This window comes from Microbulbifer sp. HZ11 (assembly GCF_000708675.1).
Taxonomy (GTDB): domain Bacteria; phylum Pseudomonadota; class Gammaproteobacteria; order Pseudomonadales; family Cellvibrionaceae; genus Microbulbifer.
Genome location: NZ_JELR01000002.1, coordinates 337,010 through 360,057 on the forward strand (window position 1 = coordinate 337,010; position 23,048 = coordinate 360,057).

Consider the following 23,048-nt stretch of genomic DNA (forward strand, 5'->3'; position numbering starts at 1 on the left):
TGTTTATGTCCGACGCCGCACCTGCCAACACTCCGGTTTCCACGCCTGCCGGGAAGCCCGATCCTAGCACCCGCCCCACCTCCGGTAGTGCCACACCAGTATCGCACCGCTTTTGTACCGCACCGTTGATGGACTGGAGTGACAGACATTGTCGCTACTTCTGGCGCCTGTTCAGCAAACGGGCACTGCTCTATACCGAGATGGTGACCACCGGCGCGATTCTATTTGGCGACAAGCGCAGTCACCTGGATTTCAATGTAGAAGAGCAGCCGGTGGCGCTGCAGCTGGGCGGCAGCGATCCAGAGGATCTGGCACGCTGCACCGAAATTGCCGAACAGTGGGGGTACAGTGAAGTAAACCTGAATTGCGGCTGCCCCAGCGATCGGGTCAAAAAGGGCCGCTTTGGCGCCTGCCTGATGGCGGAACCGGACCTGGTCGCAGAATGTCTTGGGGCCATGCGCAGTGCGGCTTCCATTCCGGTGACGGTGAAACACCGCATCGGAATCGACGATATGGAAGATTACCCGGGGCTCACACGTTTTGTGGAGGCCCAGGCGAGGGCCGGCATCACCACGTTTATCGTGCATGCACGCAAGGCCTGGCTGAATGGGTTAAGCCCGAAAGAAAACCGGGAAGTACCGCCGCTCAAGTATGAGATGGTGTATCAGCTGAAGCGGGACTACCCGGAGCTGGAAATTGTGCTGAACGGCGGCATCAACTCGATCGAGGAGTGTCAGACACATTTACAGCAACTCGATGGTGTTATGCTCGGTCGCGCCGCCTACCAGACGCCAGCGGTGCTGGCGGATGTGGACGCCGCGCTGTTTGACGGCGAAGCCGGGCCGACACCTGCGCAAGTGGTACATCAGATGCTGCCCTATATTGAACGCGAGATGTCCAGGGGACAGAGCCTCAAACATATTACCCGGCACATGATGGGATTATTCCAGGGTGTTCCCGGTGCGCGCCGCTTCCGCCGACATCTGAGTGAGCGCGCACATACCGCAGGGGCCGGGCCGGAAGTACTGGAACAGGCGCTGGCCATGGTGACCGACGCGGCGTAGCCTGGCCCGAGGGATTGGTGGATGCGCCTGCGGCTTATCCACCCTACGGGTGGCTCGTATTTTGTAGGGTGGATAAGCCGAAGGCACATCCACCAGATAATTATTTTGAACGATAAGGACGTGGGGAAATGAACAAACTGGAACAACTCAAACAACGCAGCCTGGTGGTTGCGGATACCGGTGATATTGAAGCGATCCGCCGATACCATCCACAGGATGCGACAACCAACCCCTCCCTACTCTTTAAGGCCGCGCAGCTCCCACAATATCAGCAGCACCTGAAAGGCGCCCTCGCCTGGGCGGAACAGAGCGGGAATGATGTCATTGCCATGGCGTCCATGAAACTGGCGGTTTCCATCGGCAAGGAGATTCTGCAGATCGTACCCGGTGTGGTTTCCACTGAAGTGGACGCGCGCCTGTCGTTCGATACCCGCGCCAGTGTGGAATATGCACGCAAGCTGATTGCTCTGTATGAGCAGGATGGCGTGGCCCGCGATCGGGTGCTGATCAAGCTCGCATCCACCTGGGAAGGCATCGCCGCCGCATCGGTGCTCGAGCGTGAGGGTATCCACTGTAACCTGACCCTGTTGTTCAGCCAGTGCCAGGCCGTGGCCTGCGCCGAGGCCGGGGTGACCCTGATCTCGCCATTTGTGGGCCGTATTCTCGACTGGTACAAGGCCAGTACCGGACGCGATGACTACACCGCCGCAGATGACCCCGGCGTACTCTCCGTCGCCAGCATTTACGAATACTACAAATCCCGTGGCTACCCCACCATCGTAATGGGCGCCAGTTTCCGTAATACCGGCGAGATTGAGGCGCTGGCGGGCTGCGACAAGCTGACCATCAGCCCGCAGCTGCTGCAGGAACTGCAGGATGACGAAGGTGAGCTGGCTGAAGGTCTCGGCAGCGACGTCACCCCACAGCCCAAGCCCGCTGTACCGCTGACCGAATCCGAGTTCCGCTACCAGCTGAATGCCGATGCGATGGCCACAGAAAAGCTCGCAGAAGGCATCCGTAACTTTGTCGCGGACCAGCTGAAGCTGGAACAATTGCTACAGGAAGCACGCTGATACCCACCGGAAAAGAGCTAGATGATGCTGCAACACATTCGCAAACTGTTTGATCAGATCGGCCGCGGTGAGAGCGTGGAAGTGCACCCGGAAAAAGACGTACGTATGATCAGTGCCGCGCTGATGGCGGAGATTGCCACCGCAGACCAGAAGGTCGACGACCGCGAACGCAGCACTCTGCTGCAACTGCTGAAAAGCCATTATCAGCTGGACGAAGACACCGCACAGGCGATGGTGGAGCGCGCGCTCAGCGAGCGCAATGAGGCCACCTCCCTGTACGAGTTCACTCAGACGGTGAACGACCATTTCAGTGAGCGGGACAAGTACCTGCTGGTAAAGCAGATGTGGCAGGTGGCATTTGCGGATGGGGAAATCGACGCGTTTGAAGAGCATCTGATACGGCGGGTGGCCGAACTGATTTATCTACCTCACGGTCTGTTCACCCGCGCTCGTGCGGAAGCGCGGGATTTGCATAGACCCGATGGCGGTCAGTGATTGACCAGGGATTTGTGGCTGTGACGGGAGTGGCCGCCCGAGGTGTGACCATGAGAGGTGCGGCCGTGTGAGTGATGATTACCGGCGTGCGCTTTACAACCGCGATCAACGGCTTCAGTTTCACTCTCTGACACACGGTTGGAGGTTTCAGTCGTTCCACCACCCTGCTCACTTTCAAGAGCATGAACCAGGTCGCGGAAAGTATCTGCGTTCTCTTTGTTCATGCTCATAAGCACCCGGTGCGCTTCCAGCACCATTTCACGGGCACTCTGCTCATCGGGGGTATCGCATTTCAAGGGGGTAGGCTCAGCCTGGTAGGCATCGGACTCGCTGGAGAAATCCATCAGATCATCGAACCCCATGGAGTCCAGCAGGTGCAGAAGACCGCGGTCGTCGCACAGCACCAGCGGTTTGCCACCATCACTCTCTTCACTGCGGAAGGCGATTTTGGCCATAAGACCCAGGGTCGTGCTGTCTACACCATCGGTGTCGTGCATATCGAACACCACACTGCGAAAGTCGCTCTGCGAAAACATCTTGTCGATAAAGCTATCGAAAGATGTACACAGGTTGAGGCGTACATCACCCACCAGTTTGACAACATAGATGCCCTGGTGGTCACCAACCATTATCTGCCCGGACTGCATAGTTGACCTCAGTCACACCCTGCCCTGTTCCCGAGCGCGGATGCGAGATGGTTAAATTGCGGCTTGTGACCGCAGCACGCTTCCTTGTGCATACCTTTGCATATCGGCCCTGATCGCGTGCCTTAGTGGTGCACCCGATGGAACGATTGCCCTAAAGTGGGCGGAGCTTACTCCTGCCCGACAGCGCTGACAAGACCACTGTGGTACCGGTGGGTCTTGCGGACAGTATGCAGCAATTTTCGGGCCTACTGGTGACCGGCTGGCCACTTTATCGCCAGGAGAGAGTGTCAGTCTGCCGCCAGATCTTGCCGCAGTGTGAGAATGGTAATGTCGTCGGGGAAGGACTCGGCGGTATCCACCTTGAGTGCGGCACACAGGCTATCCAGGTCGCCACGGCTGCGGTCGATCATCTGCAGCAGCTGCTCTTCTTTTTGCAGCAGATCGCCATCCAGCAATTCGAGAACGCCGTCTGAGCAGGTAACCAGCCGCCAGCTGGAAGGAAGCGCGCAGTGGCGCACTTCCCAGCCGCCGCGATGAAACAGCCCCAGTGGCCGCCCCTTGCCCGTCAGCCAGTGGGCGCCATCGCTGGTCACCAGCGCTGGCATGGGCACCTGACCGGCCACCGCGTAGTGCAGCTGGCGTGCACGACTGTCCACCACCCCCACAAACATACTGGCGTGTTTATCGAGACTGGTACCAATCAATTCCGCGTTGATCATTTCCAGAATATCGATGAGATCCTGGTCAATCGTATTCAACTGGCTGAACAGCGGGCGTTCCCGCAGCAAGTGCATGATGCTGTGCTTGATCAGCGCCGTCACCAATGCGGAGGAAACACCGTGACCGGAGACATCCACCAGATAAAAGCCCACAAAGCGTTCGCCAAACAGGCCGTAATCGATAAAGTCGCCACTCAGGTAGAGAGATGGTTGCAGGCGATAAGCCGCTTCAATACCCGCCGGGTAATAGTACGGGCTACGCGGCAGCAGGTGTTGTTGCAACTGGCGCCCCGCCTCGTGATCGCGCTGCAGCAGCTCAATGTGCTCGTGCAGTTCCCGGTTACGCTCTTCCAGTTGCTCCCGGTAAGCACGATTTTCCCGCGCCAGATCCTGTGCTTCGGTCACCCGGGTAATGGCGTGAGTAATCACATCTTCATCAGCCACGGGCTTGAGCAGGTAGTCACTGGCACCCAGGCGCAGGGCCTGTACCACATCGCTGACTTCACTGTTGGAAGCGAGCACCACCACGGGCGTTTCCGGGCACAACCCTTTCACCTTGCGCAGCACCTCCAACCCCCCCATATCCGGCAGGTGCAGGTCGGTTACCACCAGATCGTGCCGGGCCGGGTCAAAACAGCCGATGGCCTCCACACCGTTATCCACCAAGGTAACGGTGTAGCCGAGCTTTATCAGAGCTTTTTGAACCTGCTCCCGGCAGGGTTGATCGGATTCAATCAGGAGCAGGCTGTGACGCCCACCGACGACCTGGCTGGCGCCGGGATCGTCGTGTGCGCTGGAGACATTCTCCGTGTCAGAAATCGTATTCATCCAGATCGCCGCCGAAGTCGTCTTCCTGTTCGCCATCGTTGATCAGGAACTCCCGGCGCTGCAGGTATGCATCGCGCATGAGTACGTAGCGGTCGCGGTCTCCCTGTAACAGTGACTCAGCCTGAAGCAGGCTGGCGCGGGACTGAATCACGTCCACCATCTTAATGGTGTATTCCAGCGAGTTGGGATCCACATAGTAGGTCAAGGGGTTGGTGTACCACATGACCACTTCGCCCGGGAAATCACGAATGGTGGACGGCCCAAGCATAGGGACCACCACATAGGGTCCGGAAGGCAGGCCCCACACCGCCAGGGTCTGGCCAAAATCTTCACCATCGTTGGGCTCGAGGCCCATGTGCTGCGCTACGTCAAACAGCCCGGCAATACCCACGGTGGTATTGATAAGGAAGCGTCCGGTGTCATTGCCCGCCTGCTTCCACTTCCACTGCAACACATCATTCAGAACATTGTTCAATTCGTGTACATTGGAAAAGAAGTTGGAAATACCGGTCTGCATAAAGATCGGCGTAATCTGGCGGTAGCTGGTGGCGGCAGGCTTGAGAAACCAGCGATCCGCAGTGTCGTTGAAGCGGAACATGGCGCGGTTGAAGCCCTCCCAGGGGTCGCGCTGCTCCGGCTCTTCGGCACTGGCGAATTCATCCGCCGGATCAAAGCCGTACTCATCTTCCAGTGCCGAGCCAACACCATCTTCGGCGGCACCTTCTCCGGTGCTATCGCTGGTGTCTGCTCCAGACTCAGCAAAAGGATCGGCATCTGTGTCAGCCACCGGAGCCGGAGCTTGTGGAGCAGTGGAAGCCGCTGGCGTCTCATTGGGGATTTCGGCGAATGGATCCGATGCATCCTGCGCCAGAGCCAGGGGAGCCGAAAGGAATGTCGCCAATACCAAGGTATTGAGTGTGGTGCGCTCAAGCAAGTCCCTGCTCCTCGCAAAAAAGTGACGTTTCTTCAAACCAGAATCTTTTGTGTACGTTTGCACGATATTAACACTGGCCGTATTGCCAGCATAGCAGCTGGCAGTTTTCGCCAATGGCATTGAGAGAGGAAACACTCTTTATGGGTTCGCTCGCGGAAAAATCAATGGGGGTCGATGGACTGGAATCCGGCGATAATATCCAACTGATACATTTTCTGCAGAAGCTCTGCGCCAAAACCCAGTAACTGCCGGGGTTCAGGGTGCTGCATATCCTGCGCCAGCTGCAGAATCAAATCCTGGGCGCAGACCCGGTTTGTTTCTTGCGCCTGCTCCATCAGCTGCAACAGGTGCAGCGTTGCTGGATTGGCTTCCATAAAGCACACATCGTCTTGGCGATTGCGGTAGACCACAAGACAGGTGATTTCCGCGGCAGGTTCAGCAGGCTGATATGCCGGGCCAATCTCGTGTACCGGGTATTGATAGCTGAGGCTCCACGCCAGGGGAGAGACCACTGGAGCCCTTTCCAGCGCAGTCTCCACCGATTCAAAACCGCCCAAGCCGTCTGGGAACTCTTCCGGGCTCACATCCAGCGCCAGCTCTACCCACTCGTAATGGGCCAGCTCCAGCATGAACGGTGGATCCTGCGCACTGCGTGGATTCTGCGCGCGCTCATTCTGGAGATAATGCAGAAACTCTTCACTGATCTGTAAAAAATACGGGCTGTGGGAGCAGTGGTGCTGAACAAAATCCCGCACCATGGCATGCCAGTGGCCATCGGCGATGATGCTTCGCAGCACGGGAAAGCCGCCGGCAATAAACGATTCGATATTGTTGTAAATCAGGTCGCGATAAATAGCCATGCGGCGATCTTCGATCTCCGCTGGCGCCGCCACCTGCTCCGGTGCACGCAGGTGTGCGGCAAAATACTTCTGCATCAGCTGAAAGCCGGCCGTCCGCGCCTGTTCCGGTTTTTCGTCAGCGGCATCATCGCGCATTGAGCAACTCCGGTGAATTCCCCGACACACCGCGACCTTTCATTGCTGCAGGTGCGGTAGCCTGATACTGGCGCACCCGGTCCACCTCCCGGTAAAGCTCCGGCAACGGTGGAATATTGAAATCCCGCTCCAGCAGTGTAGGCATGGGGCCGAAGGCGGCATAGGCCTTCTGCAACAGATCCCACACCGGGTCAATCACCGGAGCGCCATGGGTATCCACCTTGAGATCGTCTGCCTCGTCATAGTGGCCCGCTACATGCACGTACCGAATCCGCTCTGCGGGTAGCCCGTACAGAAAAGCTTCCGCATCGTAGTGGTGGTTGATGGCGTTGACATAGATATTGTTTACATCAAGCAACAGGTCGCAGTCCGCCTCTTGCAGCACAGCATTAATAAATGCCAGCTCACTCATTTCCTGACCTGGGGCCGCGTAATAGGAAACATTTTCCATGGCAATGCGCTGTTCCAGTATGTCCTGTACACGGCGAATACGCTCCGCCACGTAGTGGACCGCCTCCTCGGTAAAAGGAATCGGCAATAAATCATACAGGTGTCCGTGATCGGAACAGTAACTCAGGTGTTCGCTGTAACAGCGAATATTGTGTGTGTGAATGAATTCCCTGATGGAACGCACCAGGGCCTCATCCAGCGGCGCGGGTGCGCCGATGGATAAGGAAAGACCATGGGTAACGAACGGAAACCGCTCGGTGACTTCCCGAAACCAGCGGCCGTAGCGGCCACCGACACCGATCCAGTTTTCCGGTGCCACTTCGAGAAAGTCCACCGCGGCCGGATCCAGTGTCTCACCCATCATCGAGCGCCGCAGCCCAAGACCTGCGCCCTGGACCGGGTATTGCCGTTGCATGTCACTCATGATCTTAGTGGGAAATGCGCGGGGCTAATCAGCCGCCGCATTTACCTTCACCACATTTGCCCTCTTTCTTTTTACCTTCACCACACTTGCCTTCGCCACATTTACCTTCTTTCTTTTTGCCTTCCCCACACTTGCCTTCGCCGCACTTACCTTCTTTCTTTTTGCCTTCACCACATTTGCCTTCTCCACACTTACCTTCCTGTGGCTTGTCCTGGGCCATCTTCAGGTTGTAACCGGCAGACAGCTCAGTGGCGGTGAACGGATTGGCCGCAGTGGAAGTACTGAGGGTGGCGGAAGCGATAAAGGCAGCACCAACGGCAGCTGCGATCGGCAGATTCTTCTTGTTCATGATGGATCTCCAGTGGGATATCAAAAAGTTAACTTCACGCTTACGGCGAGTACACCGTCGCTCCCGGATTATAGTGACTCGAGAACGCAATGCCGCGCCTGTCAGACCAACGGTTCAGATTGTGGGTTCAATATCGTTTGCGGACAAACGCCCAAAGTGTGAACCAGGCCCACCGCCCGAATTTGTGCGGCTGATGACTAGTCGCCACAGCCCTGGAGTTCTTACACACAAACCGGCATTTTTTGGAACAGCGCTGTCAGAAGTGTGCGGTACGTCGCGTACCGCCGCTACTTCGAAATCTCAGACCAGATTTTACGCAGTCGCTTGATGGATACCGGCATCAATGTCTTGAGGGTCTGCGCAAATAGTGAGACGCGAAATTCCTCCAGCAGCCAGCGGTAGTGCCGCAGGTCTGCGTTTCCGGACAGCAACAGGGGATCCCGCGCGCTGGCGTAGTCCTGATAGGGCTCAAACGCCTCCAGAAATTCTGCGCTGAGTTTGCGGTCGCGGTTGGGGTCCAGCGCAGCCTTCTCCAAGCGGAGTTCAATACCTTTCAAATAGCGCCCGTACTGACGCAGCCAATCCAGCGGGGTGTGAAATAAAAAACCGCGATAAAAAAGACCGTTGATCTGCTGATTGATATCGCCCACCGCCATGGCCACAGCGAGGTTTTTCTGCTGTTTGATTTTTTTACGCAGTGGTACCAGTTGCGCCAATGCCTTGACCAGCAGCTCGCCCATTTCCTGGGCGACGGCGATCAATTGCTCACGGTTTTCCAGCGCCGCAAGAAAATCGTGCTCGCTGCACGGCCAGTTTTCGTCACGCCAGAAACACTCGCGCACCGCGGCCATCAGAATATCGTCTGCGACCTCTTCGCGACGGCCGAGATCCACAGCACTTAACCCCAGCTCCTTGCCTTTCAGTAGCTCCTTGCGCAGATATTTTACGGGCTCAGACAAGTGCAATAGTGCCAGGCGGCAGATTCCAGCGCGGGTATAGCTGGCCGCTTCGTCCGGGTTATCCAGCAGTTTGAGGTCGACGCTGTCTTTGTTGGCGATCAGCGCCGGATAGGCGCGCACCTTGAGGCCGCCCTGCTCCAGCTGGTGGGTTTGCGGCAGGTGGCCGAAATCCCACTGGATAATCCCTTCTCGCTCGAAGTCATCGCCGGCACTGGCCAGTTCCTGCTGAACGCGGTCGCGATAGCGGGCCTGCAGCACATCCAGCTCCCGCCCCTGATCCAGCAAGCGGCCATTTTCATCCAGCACCTGGATATTGAAGCGGTAGAAATCTTCCACCCCCTGCTCTGCCGACAGCCACGCATCTTCTGGTAGTTCCTGGGCGGTCTGGCGTTTCAACTCGTGAGCCAGCGCCTGCCACAGGGGGGTATTGTCCGGTTGCATACGCGGTAGCGCTTTATCCACAGCTGCAGGTACCGGCACAAAGTATTTGCGATACTGCTTGGGCAGGTTCTTCACCAGTGCGATGCACTTGTCCCGCAAGATACCCGGCACTACCCACTGCAGGCGCGCGGCGGGCACCTGGTGCAGGGCGCCGACCGGCACCTGGATACTGACACCGTCTTCCGCACTGCCCGGCTCAAAGTGATAGCTGAGCGGATATTCGATGCCGCCACTGGTGAGGGAATCCGGGAACTGGGCTTCGCCCACGTGGCCTGCGTCCTGCTGCATCATCCAGTCACGGGGTATAAACAGCAGCCTGGGGTCTTTCTGCTCCGCCTGCTTGCGCCACTTTTCAAAGCCCGCCAGGTTGACAATATCCTCGGGAATCCGCTCATCGAAGAAGCGGTACACCACCTCATCGTCCACTACAATATCCCGGCGACGGGATTTCGCTTCCAGGTCTTCCAGTTCCTCCAGCAGGTTTTTGTAGTGCTGGAAAAACTTCCCCTTACCGCGGTAGCGCTGCTCTACCAATGCCTCGCGGATAAACACTTCCCGTGCAGTGGTCGGGTCCAGCTTTCCGAAGTGGATGCGCTGCTTGTCCACCAGAACCAGGCCATACAGGGTGACCTTTTCAAACGCCATCACTGCGCCGGAGCGCGGATTGTAGTGGGGTTCAAAGTAATTGCGCTTCACCAGGTGCTCGGAACACCCCAGCACCCAGTCCGGCTCAATCTTGCCTACGGTGTGGGCAAACAGGCGGCTGGTTTCCAGCAACTGTGCGGCCACCAACCAGCGCGGTGGCTTCTTGAACTGGCCGGAACCGGGAAATACATGGAAGCGGCGGTTGCGACAGCCAAGGAACTCCTTGTTTTCATCGCGCACACCGATATTGCCAAGAAGCCCAGGTAATATCGCCTTGTGCACACTGGCGTAATCCGCAGGTTCCGGGTTCATTTTCAGATCCAGATCGCGAATCGCGACGCGCAGCTGGTGGTGAATGTCTCGCCACTCTCTCAGGCGGAGCCAGGACAGAAAGTTTTTCTGGCACCACTTGCGCAGCTGGTTCTGGCTCAGCTCCTGGCGCTGGGCTTCAAAGCCATCCCACAGGTTCACCAGAGTGAGGAAATCCGACTGCTCGTGCTGCCACTGCTTGTGCTTCTCATCCGACGCCTGACGTTTTTCCGCCGGCCGTTCGCGCGGGTCCTGCACTGCCAACGCGCTGACGATAATCAGCAGCTCGCGCAGGCTTTTGGTTTGTCCGGATTCCAACAACATGCGGCCGAGACGTGGGTCCAGCGGAAGGCGCGACAGAGCGTGGCCGGTCTTGGTGACATGCCCCTTGCTATCTACGGCTTTCAGTTCCTGCAGCAGACTGTAGCCGTCGTTGATCAGACGCTGGTCCGGTGGGTCGACAAAGGGGAAGTCACGGATATCGCCGATGCGCAGCTGCAGCATCTGCAGAATCACCGCGGCAAGATTGGTACGCAGGATTTCCGCATCGGTAAATTCCGGGCGCTGAATAAAATCCGATTCTTCGTAGAGGCGGATACACACCCCCGCGCTGACCCGGCCACAGCGGCCCGCGCGCTGGTTGGCACTGGCCTGGGAAATGGCCTCCACCGGCAGCCGCTGGATTTTGCTGCGGTAGCTATAGCGGCTGATCCGCGCGGTGCCGGGGTCGATCACATAACGGATACCCGGCACGGTTATCGAGGTTTCCGCCACGTTGGTTGCCAGCACAATACGCCGCCCCTTGTGCGGCGCGAACACTTTACTCTGTTCCGCGAGACTCAGGCGCGCGTACAGGGGAAGTACGTCGATGTGCGGTAACTGGGCATCCCGCAGCGCTTTCGCGCACTCACGGATTTCCCGTTCGCCACTCATAAATACCAGAATGTCACCGCCGCGACGGGGCGAGGATTTTTCCTCGTGCAGCAGTTCTTCCACCGCGGCGATGATCTGTTCATTGAGATCGGCATCGCTGTCTGCCGGCGGGCGGTAATGGATATCCACAGGATAGGTGCGGCCGGAGACTTCGATGATCGGCGCGCTGTCGAAATGTTTGGAAAATTTCTCCAGGTCGATGGTGGCTGAGGTGATGATCAGTTTCAGATCCGGGCGCTTGGGCAGTAGGGTTTTCAGGTAGCCCAGCAGGAAATCGATATTGAGGCTGCGCTCGTGGGCCTCGTCGATAATCAGCGTGTCGTAGCTATTGAGCAGCGGGTCCCGCTGGATTTCCGCCAGCAGAATACCGTCGGTCATCAGCTTGATATGGGTGTGCTCGGTGCTCTGGTCGGTAAAACGCACCTGGTATCCCACCGAGTCACCCAGGGACTGGCCCAGTTCCTCGGCAATGCGGTTGGCCACGGTGCGTGCGGCAATCCGTCGCGGCTGGGTATGACCGATCTGGCCGAAGACACCGCGCCCCAGCTCCAGGCAGATTTTCGGCAGCTGGGTGGTTTTGCCGGAGCCGGTCTCACCGGCCACCACCACAACCTGATTTGCCGCGATCAGTTCGGCGATCTCCTCCCGTCGCGCCACCACCGGCAGCCCTTCCGGCCACTCAACCTTCGGCAGTTTCTGGCGGCGAGCCTCTGCCAGGGCCACGGATTTCGCGACCCGCTCCTGAACCTGCCCAAGTATTCGATCCGCCGGCTTGCCCTCTTTCAACCGCCGACGCGCGTTACTGAGGCTGCGCCTCAGAGATTGGCGATCCCGCCCCATACATTGGGGGAGTAACTGCTCACACTGCTGGAGAGTGGCTTTGGGATCGGCGCTGCTAGGAGATTCGGGACTCATGAAACCGCTTTATTTGAGTGACTGGAGGTTCGGGCTCGCTGTTCGAGGCCGGGAATTATACCCGCTGTGGACCGGCAAGACCTGTCCCTAAACTTGCCTCCGGTGCGCCCCGTCTATACTCAGGGCATTGGCGCCTATTGCAACCTCGCGCCCTGTGCTTTTCCAGGAGTCTCCATGCAAGACCTCAAGCCAAGACCTCCCGCCTCTGCGGGGGAGATGATGGGACACCCGAAAGGTTTGTTCCTGCTGTTCGGCACCGAAATGTGGGAGCGCCTCAGCTACTACGGCATGCGTGGCATCTTTGTGTTCTATCTGACCTCCGCCGCAGCCGCTGCAGCCTTTGGCTGGGAAACACTGTCTGACACCGAGTTGCAATCCAAGGCACTGAGCTATCTCGGCACCTACGCCATGCTGGTGTACCTGACACCGATCCTCGGTGGCTGGATGGCGGACAACGTGTGGGGCCAGCGGCGCTGTATCATGTTCGGTGGTGCGCTGATGATGCTGGGTCAGTTTGCCCTGGGCTTCCCCCACAAATGGCTGCCCGATGGTACGCAGATCTACGGCCTGTGGATTGGCCTGGCATTGATGATTATCGGTAACGGCTTCTTCAAACCGAATATCTCCACCATGGTGGGGGACCTCTACGATGAGGGCGACAAGCGCCGGGACACCGCCTTCACCATTTTCTATATGGGGATCAACCTGGGTTCGATCCTCGGCTACCTGGTGATCGGCTGGATCGGCGAGAAGGTGGATTACCAGCTGGCGTTTGTGGTGGCGGGCCTGGGTATGTTGCTGGGTCTGATTCTGCAGGCGACCCAATCTGACAAACTGCTGGGGGAGATCGGTAACCAGCCATCGGCGAAGCTGGGCCTGAAGCCGAATCTCAGTGGTGAGGAGAAAAAGCGCCCACTGACGCCGGAGGAGCGCGACCGTATCAAGGTGATCCTGATCCTCGGCCTGTTTACGGTGATCTTCTGGGCCGGTTTTGAACAGGCGGCGGGGTCGATGAACCTGTTTGCCAAGTACAACACGGATCTGCACATTTTTGGCTTTGAGATTCCTGCCAGTTGGCTGCAGATGGTGAACCCGCTGTTCATCATCATACTTGCGCCTATTGTGGCGAGTATCTGGGTTGGGCTCGGTTCGCGGGAGCCGACGTCGCCGGCAAAATTCAGTCTGGGTCTAATTTTCCTGGGCCTGGGTTTCCTGTCTATGGTGGGCGCGGCGATACAGATTGGCGACTCGGAGACGGCCAAGGCGAGCCCCTGGTGGCTTGTGGTGGCGTATATTTTCCACACCATTGGTGAGCTGTGCCTGTCGCCCATCGGGCTGTCGATGGTGACCAAGCTTGCGCCCTTACGTTATTTGAGCGTGATGATGGGCTTGTGGTTTGCGTTTATTGGTATCGCCAACAAGGGTGCGGCAGAGATCGGTAAGTTGGTAGGCGAATCAGGGCCACTGGCGACCTTTGGTGGTGTGGCAGCGGCGGCGATTATTGCCGGGCTGATTCTGTTCTTTATTCGCGACAAGCTGGTGGACTGGATGCATGGTGCGGAGGAAGAACACACAGTGGTGAAAGACACTACCAAAGAAGAGATTGGCATCACCGCGGATCACGATGTGGCGCCTCAGAAAAAATTTGGGGAATAATTTTTAAGCCCTACCGTCATTCCGGCGCGAAGAGCCTGTGCCGGACTTGATCCGGTATCGGAATCCAGCGCTACGTAGTACTGGATGCCGGATCAAGTCCGGCATGACGGGAGTCAATTTAATACCGGGTTCCGGAATTCAACGCCCCTTCACCAAGTAGGCAATCGCCCTATCCAGCCCTTCGATGGTCATGGGGTACATATGCCCATTGACCAGTTTCTGGGTCATTCCGGTGCTGGCGGTATATTGCCAGTACTCTTCGGAGGAAGGGTTTAGCCAGACAAGTTTTTCGTAGGTATTGGTGACCCGCTGCATCCAGGCCGCGCCGGGTTCTTCGTTCATGTGTTCGACACTGCCAAAGCGGCTGGTGATTTCGTAGGGAGCCATGGCGGCGTCGCCGACGAAGATTACCTTGTAGTCTTTGCCGTAGGTGCGCAGCACTTCAACGAGGGGTGTTGCTTCGGAGTAGCGGCGGTGGTTGTCTTTCCACACGTGTTCGTAGATGAAGTTGTGGAAATAGAAATATTCCAGATGCTTGAACTCGCTGCGGCACGCGGAAAAAAGTTCTTCACACTGTTTGACGTATGGATCCATGGAGCCACCCACGTCAAAAAAGATCAGTACTTTTACCGCGTTGTGCCGCTCAGGCACCATCTTGATATCTAGCAATCCGGCATTGCGGGCGGTGGAGCGGATGGTGTCGTTCAGGTCCAGCTCTTCGGCGGCACCGGTGCGGGCGAACTTGCGCAGTTTGCGCAGAGCGACCTGGATATTGCGGGTGCCGAGACTGATGCTGTCATCGAGATTGCGGTACTGGCGTTTCTCCCAGACTTTGGAGGCAGACTTATTGCGGCTCTGGCCGCCGACACGAATACCACCCGGGTGATAGCCGCTGTTGCCAAACGGACTGGTGCCACCGGTACCGATCCATTTATTGCCGCCACTGTGCTTTTTCTTCTGTTCCTCGAGACGCTTTTTAAACTCCTCCAGCATCTTTTCCAGTCCACCCATGGACTCGATCTTTGCCTTCTCTTCCTCGCTCAGCTGCTTCATAAACTCCGCACGCAGCCAATCTTCCGGAATCATCTGCTCCAGAATATCGTCGAGGGTTTCCAGGTCTTTGAAGTAGGCGGCGAAGGCGCGGTCGAATTTGTCGAAGTGCTTTTCGTCTTTCACCAGACAGGTGCGGGCGAGGAAATAGAACTCGTCCAGATTGGCGTAAACCAGGCGTTGTTGCAGGGCTTCCAGCAACGAGAGGAGTTCGGTAATGGATACCGGGAGCTGGTAGCGGCGAAGGTTTAGGAAAAATCCGATCAGCATAATAATCGCACGACGAAGTGAATTGTTTCGGGCGAAGGTGGTGCTGGCGGGTGGAGGTTTGCGAAACCTTCCGCGAGAGGGACCTCGTGGAAGAGCCCCCATGGATGGGTTCACGGCGTGTTTCGCAAACCTCCACCCGCCAGCACCGCCGCCACCTCAATCAGTTCTAATCAGCGCCCTTCTCGACGAGCCATAAAGGCAAGGCGCTCAAGCATATGCACATCCTGCTCGTTCTTCAGCAGCGCACCGTAGAGGGGCGGAATCGCCGAAGACCCATCGCGGTTTTTCAGTACGTCCTCGGAGATATCGTCCGCCATCAACAGCTTCAGCCAATCGATCAGCTCCGATGTGGAAGGCTTTTTCTTCAGCCCCGGGACCTCGCGGATCTGGAAGAACACATCCATCGCCTCGGCCACCAGCTGCTGCTTGATATCCGGGTAATGCACATCCACGATCTTCTGCATGGTCGCGCGGTCCGGGAAACTGATGTAGTGGAAAAAACAGCGGCGCAAAAACGCATCCGGCAATTCTTTCTCGTTGTTCGAAGTGATAATCACAATGGGACGGTGTTTGGCGGTGATCGTCTCACCGGTCTCGTACACGTAAAACTGCATACGATCGATTTCCACCAGCAGGTCATTGGGGAATTCGATATCCGCCTTATCTATTTCATCAATCAGCAGCACCACCCGCTCATCGGCCGCAAAGGCCTCCCACAACTTGCCTTTCTTGATGTAATTGCCGATATCGTGCACCCGGTCCACCCCCAGCTGAGAGTCTCGCAGGCGCGATACCGCATCGTATTCATACAGCCCCTGCTGGGCCTTGGTAGTGGACTTGATATGCCACTGGATCAGTTTCAGCCCCAGACTGCTCGCCACCTCTTCCGCCAGCAGGGTCTTGCCGGTGCCCGGCTCACCTTTGATCAGCAGCGGGCGCTGCAGGGTAACAGCGGCATCCACTGCCATTTGCAGGTCGTCTGTGGCTACGTAACTGTCAGTACCGGTGAACTTCATGAATGCTCCGAATGCCGTAATATCGCAGACGAACATGGTAAAGGATGGCCGGGTGGTGGCCAAAGGCGGAATCGGTCAGATTGGATGACGGCTGCGGCCGCGTGGTGCCCGACCTCCGTCAAACAGCCACCGGCGCGACCTGAAATGGGAAATCAGTCAGGGATCGACTGTGCGGGCTGCGACCGGCGGCGGCGCACTACCTGGCGACCTTTGTCAGTGATATACCAGCGGATACCCAGATGGCTGTGGATTTTACCCACCATTTCCAGCACCAACAGGCTGTTCAGTGCGCGGGCCACAGAGTTGGTCTCCATACTGCCTTCCTGCACCATCCCCGCCAGTGAGCGGAACACACAGTCCCCATTGTTCAGCAGACTCAGCACGTGCAGAGCATTGTCATCCAGCTTGCGGATCTGGTTGAAGTCGAGTGTCGGCCCCTGGTCTGGATCTCCCTCAATCTCATGCTCCAGCAACGGCATCATCTCCAGCTGCATCGCACGGATTTCCTGCTCCAGATTCTCTACCCGGGCGCGGGCAATGCTGGCATCACGCAACTGGCGGCGAGCAGCGTTAAACACGAACATACGCGATGCAATCGCCGCGAGCAGACAATAGCCGGTGAAGATGAGCAGTCGCGAGGGATCCCCCTGAATCTCGATCAGCAGATCACTCTGGGTGAACTTGAGAAAGATGGGTACCATCAGGGCGCCACACAACCCCATAATCAGGCAGCGTGCCAGACCCGCCGGATCTTCTTCGGTAAACAGCATCTGGTAGTAGTTGACCAGGCCCCCGAGAATACCGGAGACCAGCATGACCGCAGTCAAAATCAGCAGGTGATCGAGCATCCCTGTCCCTTCATTCCATGCACAGCAAACGCCACGACAGGCACTTATTGTGTTTGTTGATCATTTGCGCACAGCTGGTGCGAACAGCTGTATTGCGACGGGCTTAATTAGATATAGCAGTTTGCGGCGCGGACGGCTGAAGCGAGACGGGAGGAAAGTAGTGAATGGCGCCAGTAACCGCCTGAGCGGCTATCTGGCACGGGAGGACGAGATATGAACGGTCAGTACTGGTCACTCTCAGTCATAGGGCGATCCTTGCGCCGGCGCATCATGAGCATGACGATACCGACAATCAGCATCACGGCAAGAGCGCCAGCCGCAGCGAACACCAGGCTGGCGGACACCTCCGGGGTGGCCCCGTCTTCCTCGAACAGGGTCTGATAGACAAACAGAGGTAAAACGGGCACCAGCGGGCCATCAGCTTCGGTGCCGCGCGCGGGAACCAACAGTACCGTGGCACCGACCAGCAGCAAAAGGTTGCGCACCCAGGACCAACCCCAGTTGCGCATAAACCACCAGCCGGCCGCCAGCAACACTACAACACCCGCAACGTATATCGCCCAGGCGAGCTTGAACTCTTCTGCCATTTGAATGCTCTTTAATCTCTTTCTATTTCAGCCCGGCTCATCGCCAGACCAGATAACAATATATTCTTCATAGTCTTCGGCGCGCACTTCCGTTTCGCTGATGACACTATCGCGTACCGATATACCTGCCCTGTGTACCGACTCAGGATCACCGCTTATCAGTGGATGCCACTCGGGTAACTGACCGCCGCTGGCGAGAATCCGGTATGCGCAGGTTGCCGGAAGCCAGGTGAAATCTGCCGCGCCCTGCGGTGTCAGCTGGATACAGTCCGGCACATGCTGTTTGCGATTGGAATAGTCCCGGCACTGGCAGCTGTGGGTATCCAGCAGTTTGCAGGATACACAGGTGGTCGCGATTTCTCCGGAGTCTTCATCTTCCAGCCGATGCAGACAACAGCGTCCGCAACCGTCGCACAGGGACTCCCATTCTTGCGTGGTCATCTCCTGCAAGGATTTTCTCTGCCAGAAAGGCCGCTGGCTAACCATAGGATCTAACCACAGGAATACCGATTAACCACGAGACAGCTTGCTGTTTTGCGTAGCGATTGCCCGCATCTCATCATCCACCACCGGTGGCATCTGCAGATAATAGCCTTGATCCTGCAGCGCGTTGATGACCTTATCCACATCCGCGCGCGCCAGCTTGCGCTCCGGGGTTACCAGCAACGTGGTGACATGCACCGGCTTGCCGAACATTTCCTGCAGTTTCTCTGGCACCCGCGCCAGACCATCCTGCTTGGCGACATACAGGTACATTTCATCTTGCCGCGGGCTGCGGTAAATGTCACAGATCAGTTTGCTCATCGTTTCAGTTCTTCTAATTCCTGCAAAAGCGGCTCGCCTACGACAGCGCGACGCCATCCGGTCAGGCGCCCTTCCAATTGTGGCTGCGGAGCCTGCACCAGAACTTCCAGCTCTTTTTTGCGTACCAGAATTTCCGCTGGCAGCCCCGCCGCTTCCGCAAGTTCGCTGACCTTTTTACGCAGCAGCTTGAGCACCTCGCCCTGCTCGCGGTTCAACGGCTGCGGCAGGCGCGCCGGAGGGGTATCGCGCTCGGCTGCGCGGGCGATAATCTCCAACAGGGTTTCGCCGTAACGGCGCAGGGTTTTGCCTTCGAGACCGGGCTGCGCGAGAGTGGCCAGATACTTGGGCATATTCTGCGCAAGCGCCAAGCACACATTTTCCTTCAGCAGGTGGTTGCGAGGCATATTCCGAGCTCGTGCCTCCTGTTCCCGCCAGGCGCACAGGTCCTGCAAAACTGCGAGCTGGTTCTGGCGCAGGCGCCAGGCACCTTTGATCTTGAGATAATACTGTTCCGGCGGCTCAGGCTGACGTGCCGCTTCCACCATCGCCGTACAGTCTTCCCACAGCCAGTCGAGGCGACCCTGCTGGCGCAGCTGCTTGAGCAGAATGCCATAAACGAATGGCAACCAGGCCACATCCAGAGCCGCGTAATTTTTCTGCGAATCACTTAATGGGCGCTGTAGCCAATCGGAGCGTGTTTCACTTTTAGGCAGGTCGATCTGCAGCAACTGGCTGACCGTAGCGGCATAACCCAACCCGGCTCCCATACCAGAAATAGCGGCGGCGATCTGGGTATCGAAGATGGGGTCCGGAATAGCGCCGAGCAATCGATCCAGGGTTTCCAGATCCTCACTACAGGAGTGCATGATTTTCACCACGCGGGTGTCCTGTAGCAACTCCTTGAGCGGCTCCAGATTATCAATCGCGAGGTTATCGATCAGGTAACAGTGCTTGCCATCTCCAATCTGCACCAGGGCCGGCTGAGGATAGAAAGTGCGGCTGCGCATAAACTCCGTATCCAGTGCCACTGCACTCTGCGTACGCCAGCGGCTGCACAGCTCGGCGAGTTGCGCGTCACCATCCACCCAGATGGGCGTGGTATCCACAAGTTGTTTTTCAGAAGTATTAATAGATCCCACCTTTTACAGCACCGTACGACTGTTAAACGCGTGCGCCAGGGTGCCGCCATCAATGTATTCCAGTTCCCCACCGATGGGGACACCATGGGCAATGCGGCTTACTGCCACACCCTTGGCGCGGGCGCGCTCGGCAATAAACTGTGCAGTGGCCTCCCCTTCCACGGTGGGGTTGGTAGCGATGATCAGCTCGCGAATAGCCGCACCACCATGCTCCTCACCGTTCTCAGATAGGCGCTCACCTAACAGGTCCAGCCCGATATCCGCCGGTCCCACGCCATCAATGGGAGACAGGTGACCGTGCAATACAAAATACAGACCGTGGTAGTTGCCCGCCTGCTCGATGGCAAGCACATCTGCGGGAGTCTCCACCACACACAGCATGGTGTGGTCACGCCGGCTGTTATTGCACAGGGCACAGACATCCTGCTCAGTCAGTGTTCGACAGCGTGTGCATCGACCCACCTTTTCCACCGCCTGCTGCAATGAACTGGCGAGCAGGCCGGCGGCGTCGCGGTCTTTTTCCAGCAGGTACATGGCCATGCGCTGGGCCGACTTGGGGCCCACACCGGGCAGACAGCGCAGCGCGCGGATCAGGTCTTCAATCAGGGGACTGAACATAGTTTGCGTTCAAATATAAAAAGGGCCCACGCAGGGCCCCGAAAAATTGTCAGGGACGAGTACATCCGGCCTATCGAACGACATTAATCAGCCGAAGGGAAATTTAAAACCTTCCGGCAGATTCATGCCTGCACCGAGGTTACCCATCTGCTCTTTCTGTACCTTTTGCGCAGCCTCTTCCACCCGGCGCACGGTATCGTTCACTGCCGCAGCAAGAAGGTCCTCCAGCATTTCCTTGTCTTCACTGAGCAGGCCTGCATCGATATTCACATCCACCACGTCGTGGCGGCCATTCATGGTGACCTTGATCATACCTGCTCCAGATTCACCGGTAACCCGCAGGTCGGTCAATTCCTGCTGCACTTTTTCCATGCGCTCCTGCATGTCGGCCTGCATCTTCTGGGCCTGCTGCATTAAATCGCCGAAACCTTTCATCATGGCAATTACCTAGCTATCTCATTACTTCTGTATTTCGATTCATCAATCCGATAAACCCCGAGGGTAAGGCATCCCGAACCGGGTCAACCCGAACCTGGATCAATCCCAATCCGGCTCAACCCAGATATTCAACGGAGTCTGGCATCAGCTGGGCGCCCAGCTCTCGCTGTAATTCCTGCACGACCGGGTCCTTGTTAAGAGAGTCCCGGGCCGACAACAGCTGCGCTTCGCGGGTAGCCGCCACCAGCTGCGCGGGCGTTCCGCCGTACACTTCCCCTACCTGGATCTGAACCGTGACCGGCTGACCAAAGAAGTCCCCCAGTACATCTGCAAGGCGGCGCTGATGGCCGTCGTCGTACAGACTGCTGCGGGTCTGATCCAGGGTAAAAGACAGTATATTGTCCTGCCGCCCCAGTAGCTCCAGGTTGGAGGCAATGGAATGCAGGATACCGGTCACCCCCATTTGTGGGTACATGGCAGGCCAACTACCCGGAGTCAGGGCCTCCAGCCGCGCGACCGGAGCTTGCGCCTGCGAAGCCGGGGCCGGTTGCGGCACGGCATCGGCAGAAGGCGGCGGCGGTGCCGATTGCACCTCGGCGACCTGCTGGCGCAGCTGCTCGCGCATCGCCGCACGATCATCCCCGGCGCTGGCTGGCGCAGGCTCCGAGACGGCCTCTGCCTGCATCGCGGCCTGTGGCTGGGGCTGCATTTGAGACGGAGGCTCTGGCTGAGACTGCGACCCAGGCCAAGATTCCAACTCGCTTACCGGCCCCCGTCGCGGCATTGATTCCGACTGCGCCTGGGCAACGGCCTCTGCCGCCGGGCCAGCTGAATGTGGCTCGGGGGCATTTTCAGCGGCGGGCTTTTTTTCCTCTTCCGCTGCCACCTCCCGGGATTGCGGAATTGATGAAGGCTCTTCGTCCCAAGGCGGCGCCTCGTCCGCCGGAGGTGCAGGCTGCACTTGTGGCTCGGGCCGGGGCTCGGAGGGCGGCGCGGAATCTTGCTGTGGCGACTCTACCGTTTGCGGCTGTGAATGCTGCGGCTGCGAGCGCGTATCCTGAAACTGGGGAGAAACCGGGGCTTGCGGCGCCTCCACGGGCGACTGCGCCACCTCACTCGCCTCGGCCTCGGCAGATTGCGCAGACGCACCGGCCAGTGGTGCCGTGGGAATATGCGCAACTCCCTGGGGTTTGAATGCGAGCATGCGCAGCAGCGCCATTTCAAAACCACCGCGGGGATCCGGCGCCAGCGGCAGGTCCCGACGTGCAAGCAGGGCCATCTGGTAGAACAGCTGGACGTTTTCTCCGGCCATGGACGCCGCGTGATGCCGAAGCAACTCGGCATCACCAAGAGCATTGTCGATAGACTCGGGCAATACCTGGGCGATGGCAATGCGGTGCAGAATGGACGCCAACTCCGCCAGTGCTGCGCCGTAATCCGGCGCCTGCTCGGATAGCTCTCCCACGGCGTCGAACAATGCTGATGGATTTTCATCCGCCAGCGCCTGTACCAGCTTCCACACCAGGGTGCTGTCCAGAGTCCCCAGCATGGCACGCACTTCCGCCTCGCTGATCTTGCCGCCGCCAAAGGCAATGGCCTGATCGGTGAGGCTCATGGCATCCCGCATACTGCCATCGGCGGCGCGGCCAAGGTGCCACAGGGCCTGCTCCTCAAATGGCACCAGCTCTTTTTCAAGCACAAAGCGCAGATGCTCTACCACCCGCTCCGGGCTCATGTTTTTGAGGTTGAACTGCAGGCAGCGAGACAGCACGGTAACGGGCAGCTTCTGCGGATCAGTGGTGGCGAGCAGGAATTTGACGTGGGGAGGTGGCTCTTCCAGGGTCTTCAGCAGTGCATTGAACGAGCTGTTGGAAAGCATGTGCACTTCATCGATCAGGTAGACCTTGTAGCGGCCACGGGTAGGCGCGTACTGCACGTTCTCCAACAGTTCTCGCGTGTCTTCCACCTTGGTGCGCGAGGCGGCATCCACCTCGATCAGGTCCACAAAGCGGCCATCGGCGATTTCCGTACACACCGAACACTGCCCACAGGGTTCCGAGCTAACCCCGGTCTCACAATTCAGGCACTTGGCGAGAATTCGCGCTATGGTGGTTTTACCCACCCCACGAGTACCGGCAAACAGGTAGGCGTGGTGCAAACGGTTGTTGTCCAGGGCGTTGATCAGTGCCTGGAGCACGTGCTCCTGCCCGACCATTTCCCGAAACAGCCGCGGCCGCCACTTTCGCGCCAGTACTTGATAACTCATTCGTTCTCCGCAGTGGCAACTGCCATGAAGGTGCCACGATGTGATAGTTGGTTACGGGCCAGACGCCTCTGGCCCGCCGCAAAACTTGCAAAGTCGGCCATTATACCGGCATCACCGCTGAGGAGTAGAGATCCGCCAGCGGTCATGAAAATTGGCCTCTCAGCGTAATCAGGCAC

Annotated in this window: 21 protein-coding genes; 4 read left to right on the top strand and 17 right to left on the bottom strand. The window is 57.9% G+C overall.

Annotation, left to right across the window (positions count from 1 at the left end):
* Positions 1-5 precede the first annotated feature (5 nt).
* The 3 genes from dusA (at position 6) to AU11_RS09295 (ending at position 2,632) form a co-directional block, all read left to right on the top strand.
* Complete coding sequence (dusA, locus tag AU11_RS09285; RefSeq protein WP_081848039.1) at positions 6-1,064, top strand: tRNA dihydrouridine(20/20a) synthase DusA; 1,059 nt, start codon at positions 6-8, stop codon at positions 1,062-1,064.
* 128 nt (positions 1,065-1,192) lie between these two features.
* Positions 1,193-2,137, top strand: coding sequence for a transaldolase (tal, locus tag AU11_RS09290; protein ID WP_043318919.1), 945 nt, complete (start codon positions 1,193-1,195; stop codon positions 2,135-2,137).
* A gap of 21 nt (positions 2,138-2,158) precedes the next feature.
* The gene (locus tag AU11_RS09295) at positions 2,159-2,632 is read left to right on the top strand and encodes a TerB family tellurite resistance protein (RefSeq protein ID WP_231491784.1); all 474 of its coding nucleotides are present in this window, start codon (positions 2,159-2,161) and stop codon (positions 2,630-2,632) included.
* Here AU11_RS09295 and AU11_RS09300 read toward each other — a convergent pair.
* From AU11_RS09300 to hrpA, 7 genes are all read right to left on the bottom strand, one after another.
* Complete coding sequence (locus AU11_RS09300; protein WP_231491786.1) at positions 2,626-3,279, bottom strand: STAS domain-containing protein; 654 nt, start codon at positions 3,277-3,279, stop codon at positions 2,626-2,628. The two genes, AU11_RS09295 and AU11_RS09300, sit on opposite strands and share 7 nt — an antisense overlap.
* Positions 3,280-3,566: 287 nt before the next feature.
* Complete coding sequence (locus AU11_RS09305) at positions 3,567-4,826, bottom strand: PP2C family protein-serine/threonine phosphatase (protein WP_051687131.1); 1,260 nt, start codon at positions 4,824-4,826, stop codon at positions 3,567-3,569.
* Complete coding sequence (locus AU11_RS09310) at positions 4,810-5,760, bottom strand: VacJ family lipoprotein (RefSeq protein WP_231491787.1); 951 nt, start codon at positions 5,758-5,760, stop codon at positions 4,810-4,812. The genes AU11_RS09305 and AU11_RS09310 overlap by 17 nt, the downstream gene beginning before the upstream one ends.
* 161 nt (positions 5,761-5,921) lie before the next feature.
* On the bottom strand, positions 5,922-6,755 hold the full coding sequence (locus AU11_RS09315; protein WP_081848041.1) for a DUF2063 domain-containing protein: 834 nt from the start codon (positions 6,753-6,755) through the stop codon (positions 5,922-5,924).
* On the bottom strand, positions 6,745-7,620 hold the full coding sequence (locus AU11_RS09320) for a DUF692 domain-containing protein (protein ID WP_369797808.1): 876 nt from the start codon (positions 7,618-7,620) through the stop codon (positions 6,745-6,747). The genes AU11_RS09315 and AU11_RS09320 overlap by 11 nt, the downstream gene beginning before the upstream one ends.
* Before the next feature lie 37 nt (positions 7,621-7,657).
* Positions 7,658-7,978, bottom strand: a complete 321-nt coding sequence (locus AU11_RS09325; protein ID WP_043318922.1) for a hypothetical protein — start codon at positions 7,976-7,978, stop codon at positions 7,658-7,660.
* Between the two features lie 287 nt (positions 7,979-8,265).
* Positions 8,266-12,180, bottom strand: coding sequence for an ATP-dependent RNA helicase HrpA (gene hrpA, locus AU11_RS09330; protein ID WP_043318924.1), 3,915 nt, complete (start codon positions 12,178-12,180; stop codon positions 8,266-8,268).
* A 174-nt stretch (positions 12,181-12,354) separates the two neighbouring features.
* On the opposite strand from hrpA, the gene AU11_RS09335 reads away from it, so the two are divergent.
* Positions 12,355-13,836, top strand: a complete 1,482-nt coding sequence (locus tag AU11_RS09335; protein ID WP_043318925.1) for a peptide MFS transporter — start codon at positions 12,355-12,357, stop codon at positions 13,834-13,836.
* Positions 13,837-13,974: 138 nt separating this feature from the next.
* Here the strand turns inward: AU11_RS09335 and AU11_RS09340 are convergent, their stop codons facing one another.
* The 10 genes from AU11_RS09340 to dnaX all read right to left on the bottom strand — a co-directional run bounded on the left by AU11_RS09340 (position 13,975) and on the right by dnaX (position 22,872).
* Positions 13,975-15,156 carry a VWA domain-containing protein gene (locus AU11_RS09340; RefSeq protein ID WP_043318927.1) on the bottom strand — a complete coding sequence of 394 codons (1,182 nt, stop codon included), beginning with the start codon at positions 15,154-15,156 and terminating at the stop codon, positions 13,975-13,977.
* Between the two features lie 170 nt (positions 15,157-15,326).
* Positions 15,327-16,172, bottom strand: a complete 846-nt coding sequence (locus AU11_RS09345) for a MoxR family ATPase (RefSeq protein ID WP_043320331.1) — start codon at positions 16,170-16,172, stop codon at positions 15,327-15,329.
* A 152-nt stretch (positions 16,173-16,324) separates the two neighbouring features.
* Positions 16,325-17,020, bottom strand: a complete 696-nt coding sequence (locus AU11_RS09350) for a YEATS-associated helix-containing protein (RefSeq protein WP_043318930.1) — start codon at positions 17,018-17,020, stop codon at positions 16,325-16,327.
* A gap of 221 nt (positions 17,021-17,241) precedes the next feature.
* A complete protein-coding gene (locus tag AU11_RS09355; RefSeq protein WP_051687134.1) occupies positions 17,242-17,607 on the bottom strand; it encodes a hypothetical protein in 366 nt (121 codons plus the stop codon).
* A 27-nt stretch (positions 17,608-17,634) separates the two neighbouring features.
* The gene (locus AU11_RS09360; protein ID WP_043318934.1) at positions 17,635-18,093 is read right to left on the bottom strand and encodes a YcgN family cysteine cluster protein; all 459 of its coding nucleotides are present in this window, start codon (positions 18,091-18,093) and stop codon (positions 17,635-17,637) included.
* Positions 18,094-18,117: 24 nt separating this feature from the next.
* A complete protein-coding gene (locus AU11_RS09365; RefSeq protein ID WP_043318936.1) occupies positions 18,118-18,411 on the bottom strand; it encodes a YcgL domain-containing protein in 294 nt (97 codons plus the stop codon).
* The gene (gene rnd, locus AU11_RS09370; RefSeq protein WP_081848043.1) at positions 18,408-19,550 is read right to left on the bottom strand and encodes a ribonuclease D; all 1,143 of its coding nucleotides are present in this window, start codon (positions 19,548-19,550) and stop codon (positions 18,408-18,410) included. Before rnd ends, AU11_RS09365 begins: the two co-directional genes overlap by 4 nt.
* Before the next feature lie 3 nt (positions 19,551-19,553).
* Entirely contained in the window at positions 19,554-20,168 is a 615-nt protein-coding gene (recR, locus tag AU11_RS09375) for a recombination mediator RecR (protein ID WP_043318940.1), read from the bottom strand.
* Between the two features lie 87 nt (positions 20,169-20,255).
* On the bottom strand, positions 20,256-20,603 hold the full coding sequence (locus AU11_RS09380) for a YbaB/EbfC family nucleoid-associated protein (RefSeq protein ID WP_043320333.1): 348 nt from the start codon (positions 20,601-20,603) through the stop codon (positions 20,256-20,258).
* 118 nt (positions 20,604-20,721) lie between these two features.
* Positions 20,722-22,872 carry a DNA polymerase III subunit gamma/tau gene (gene dnaX, locus AU11_RS09385; RefSeq protein ID WP_043318942.1) on the bottom strand — a complete coding sequence of 717 codons (2,151 nt, stop codon included), beginning with the start codon at positions 22,870-22,872 and terminating at the stop codon, positions 20,722-20,724.
* Positions 22,873-23,048: the final 176 nt, after the last annotated feature.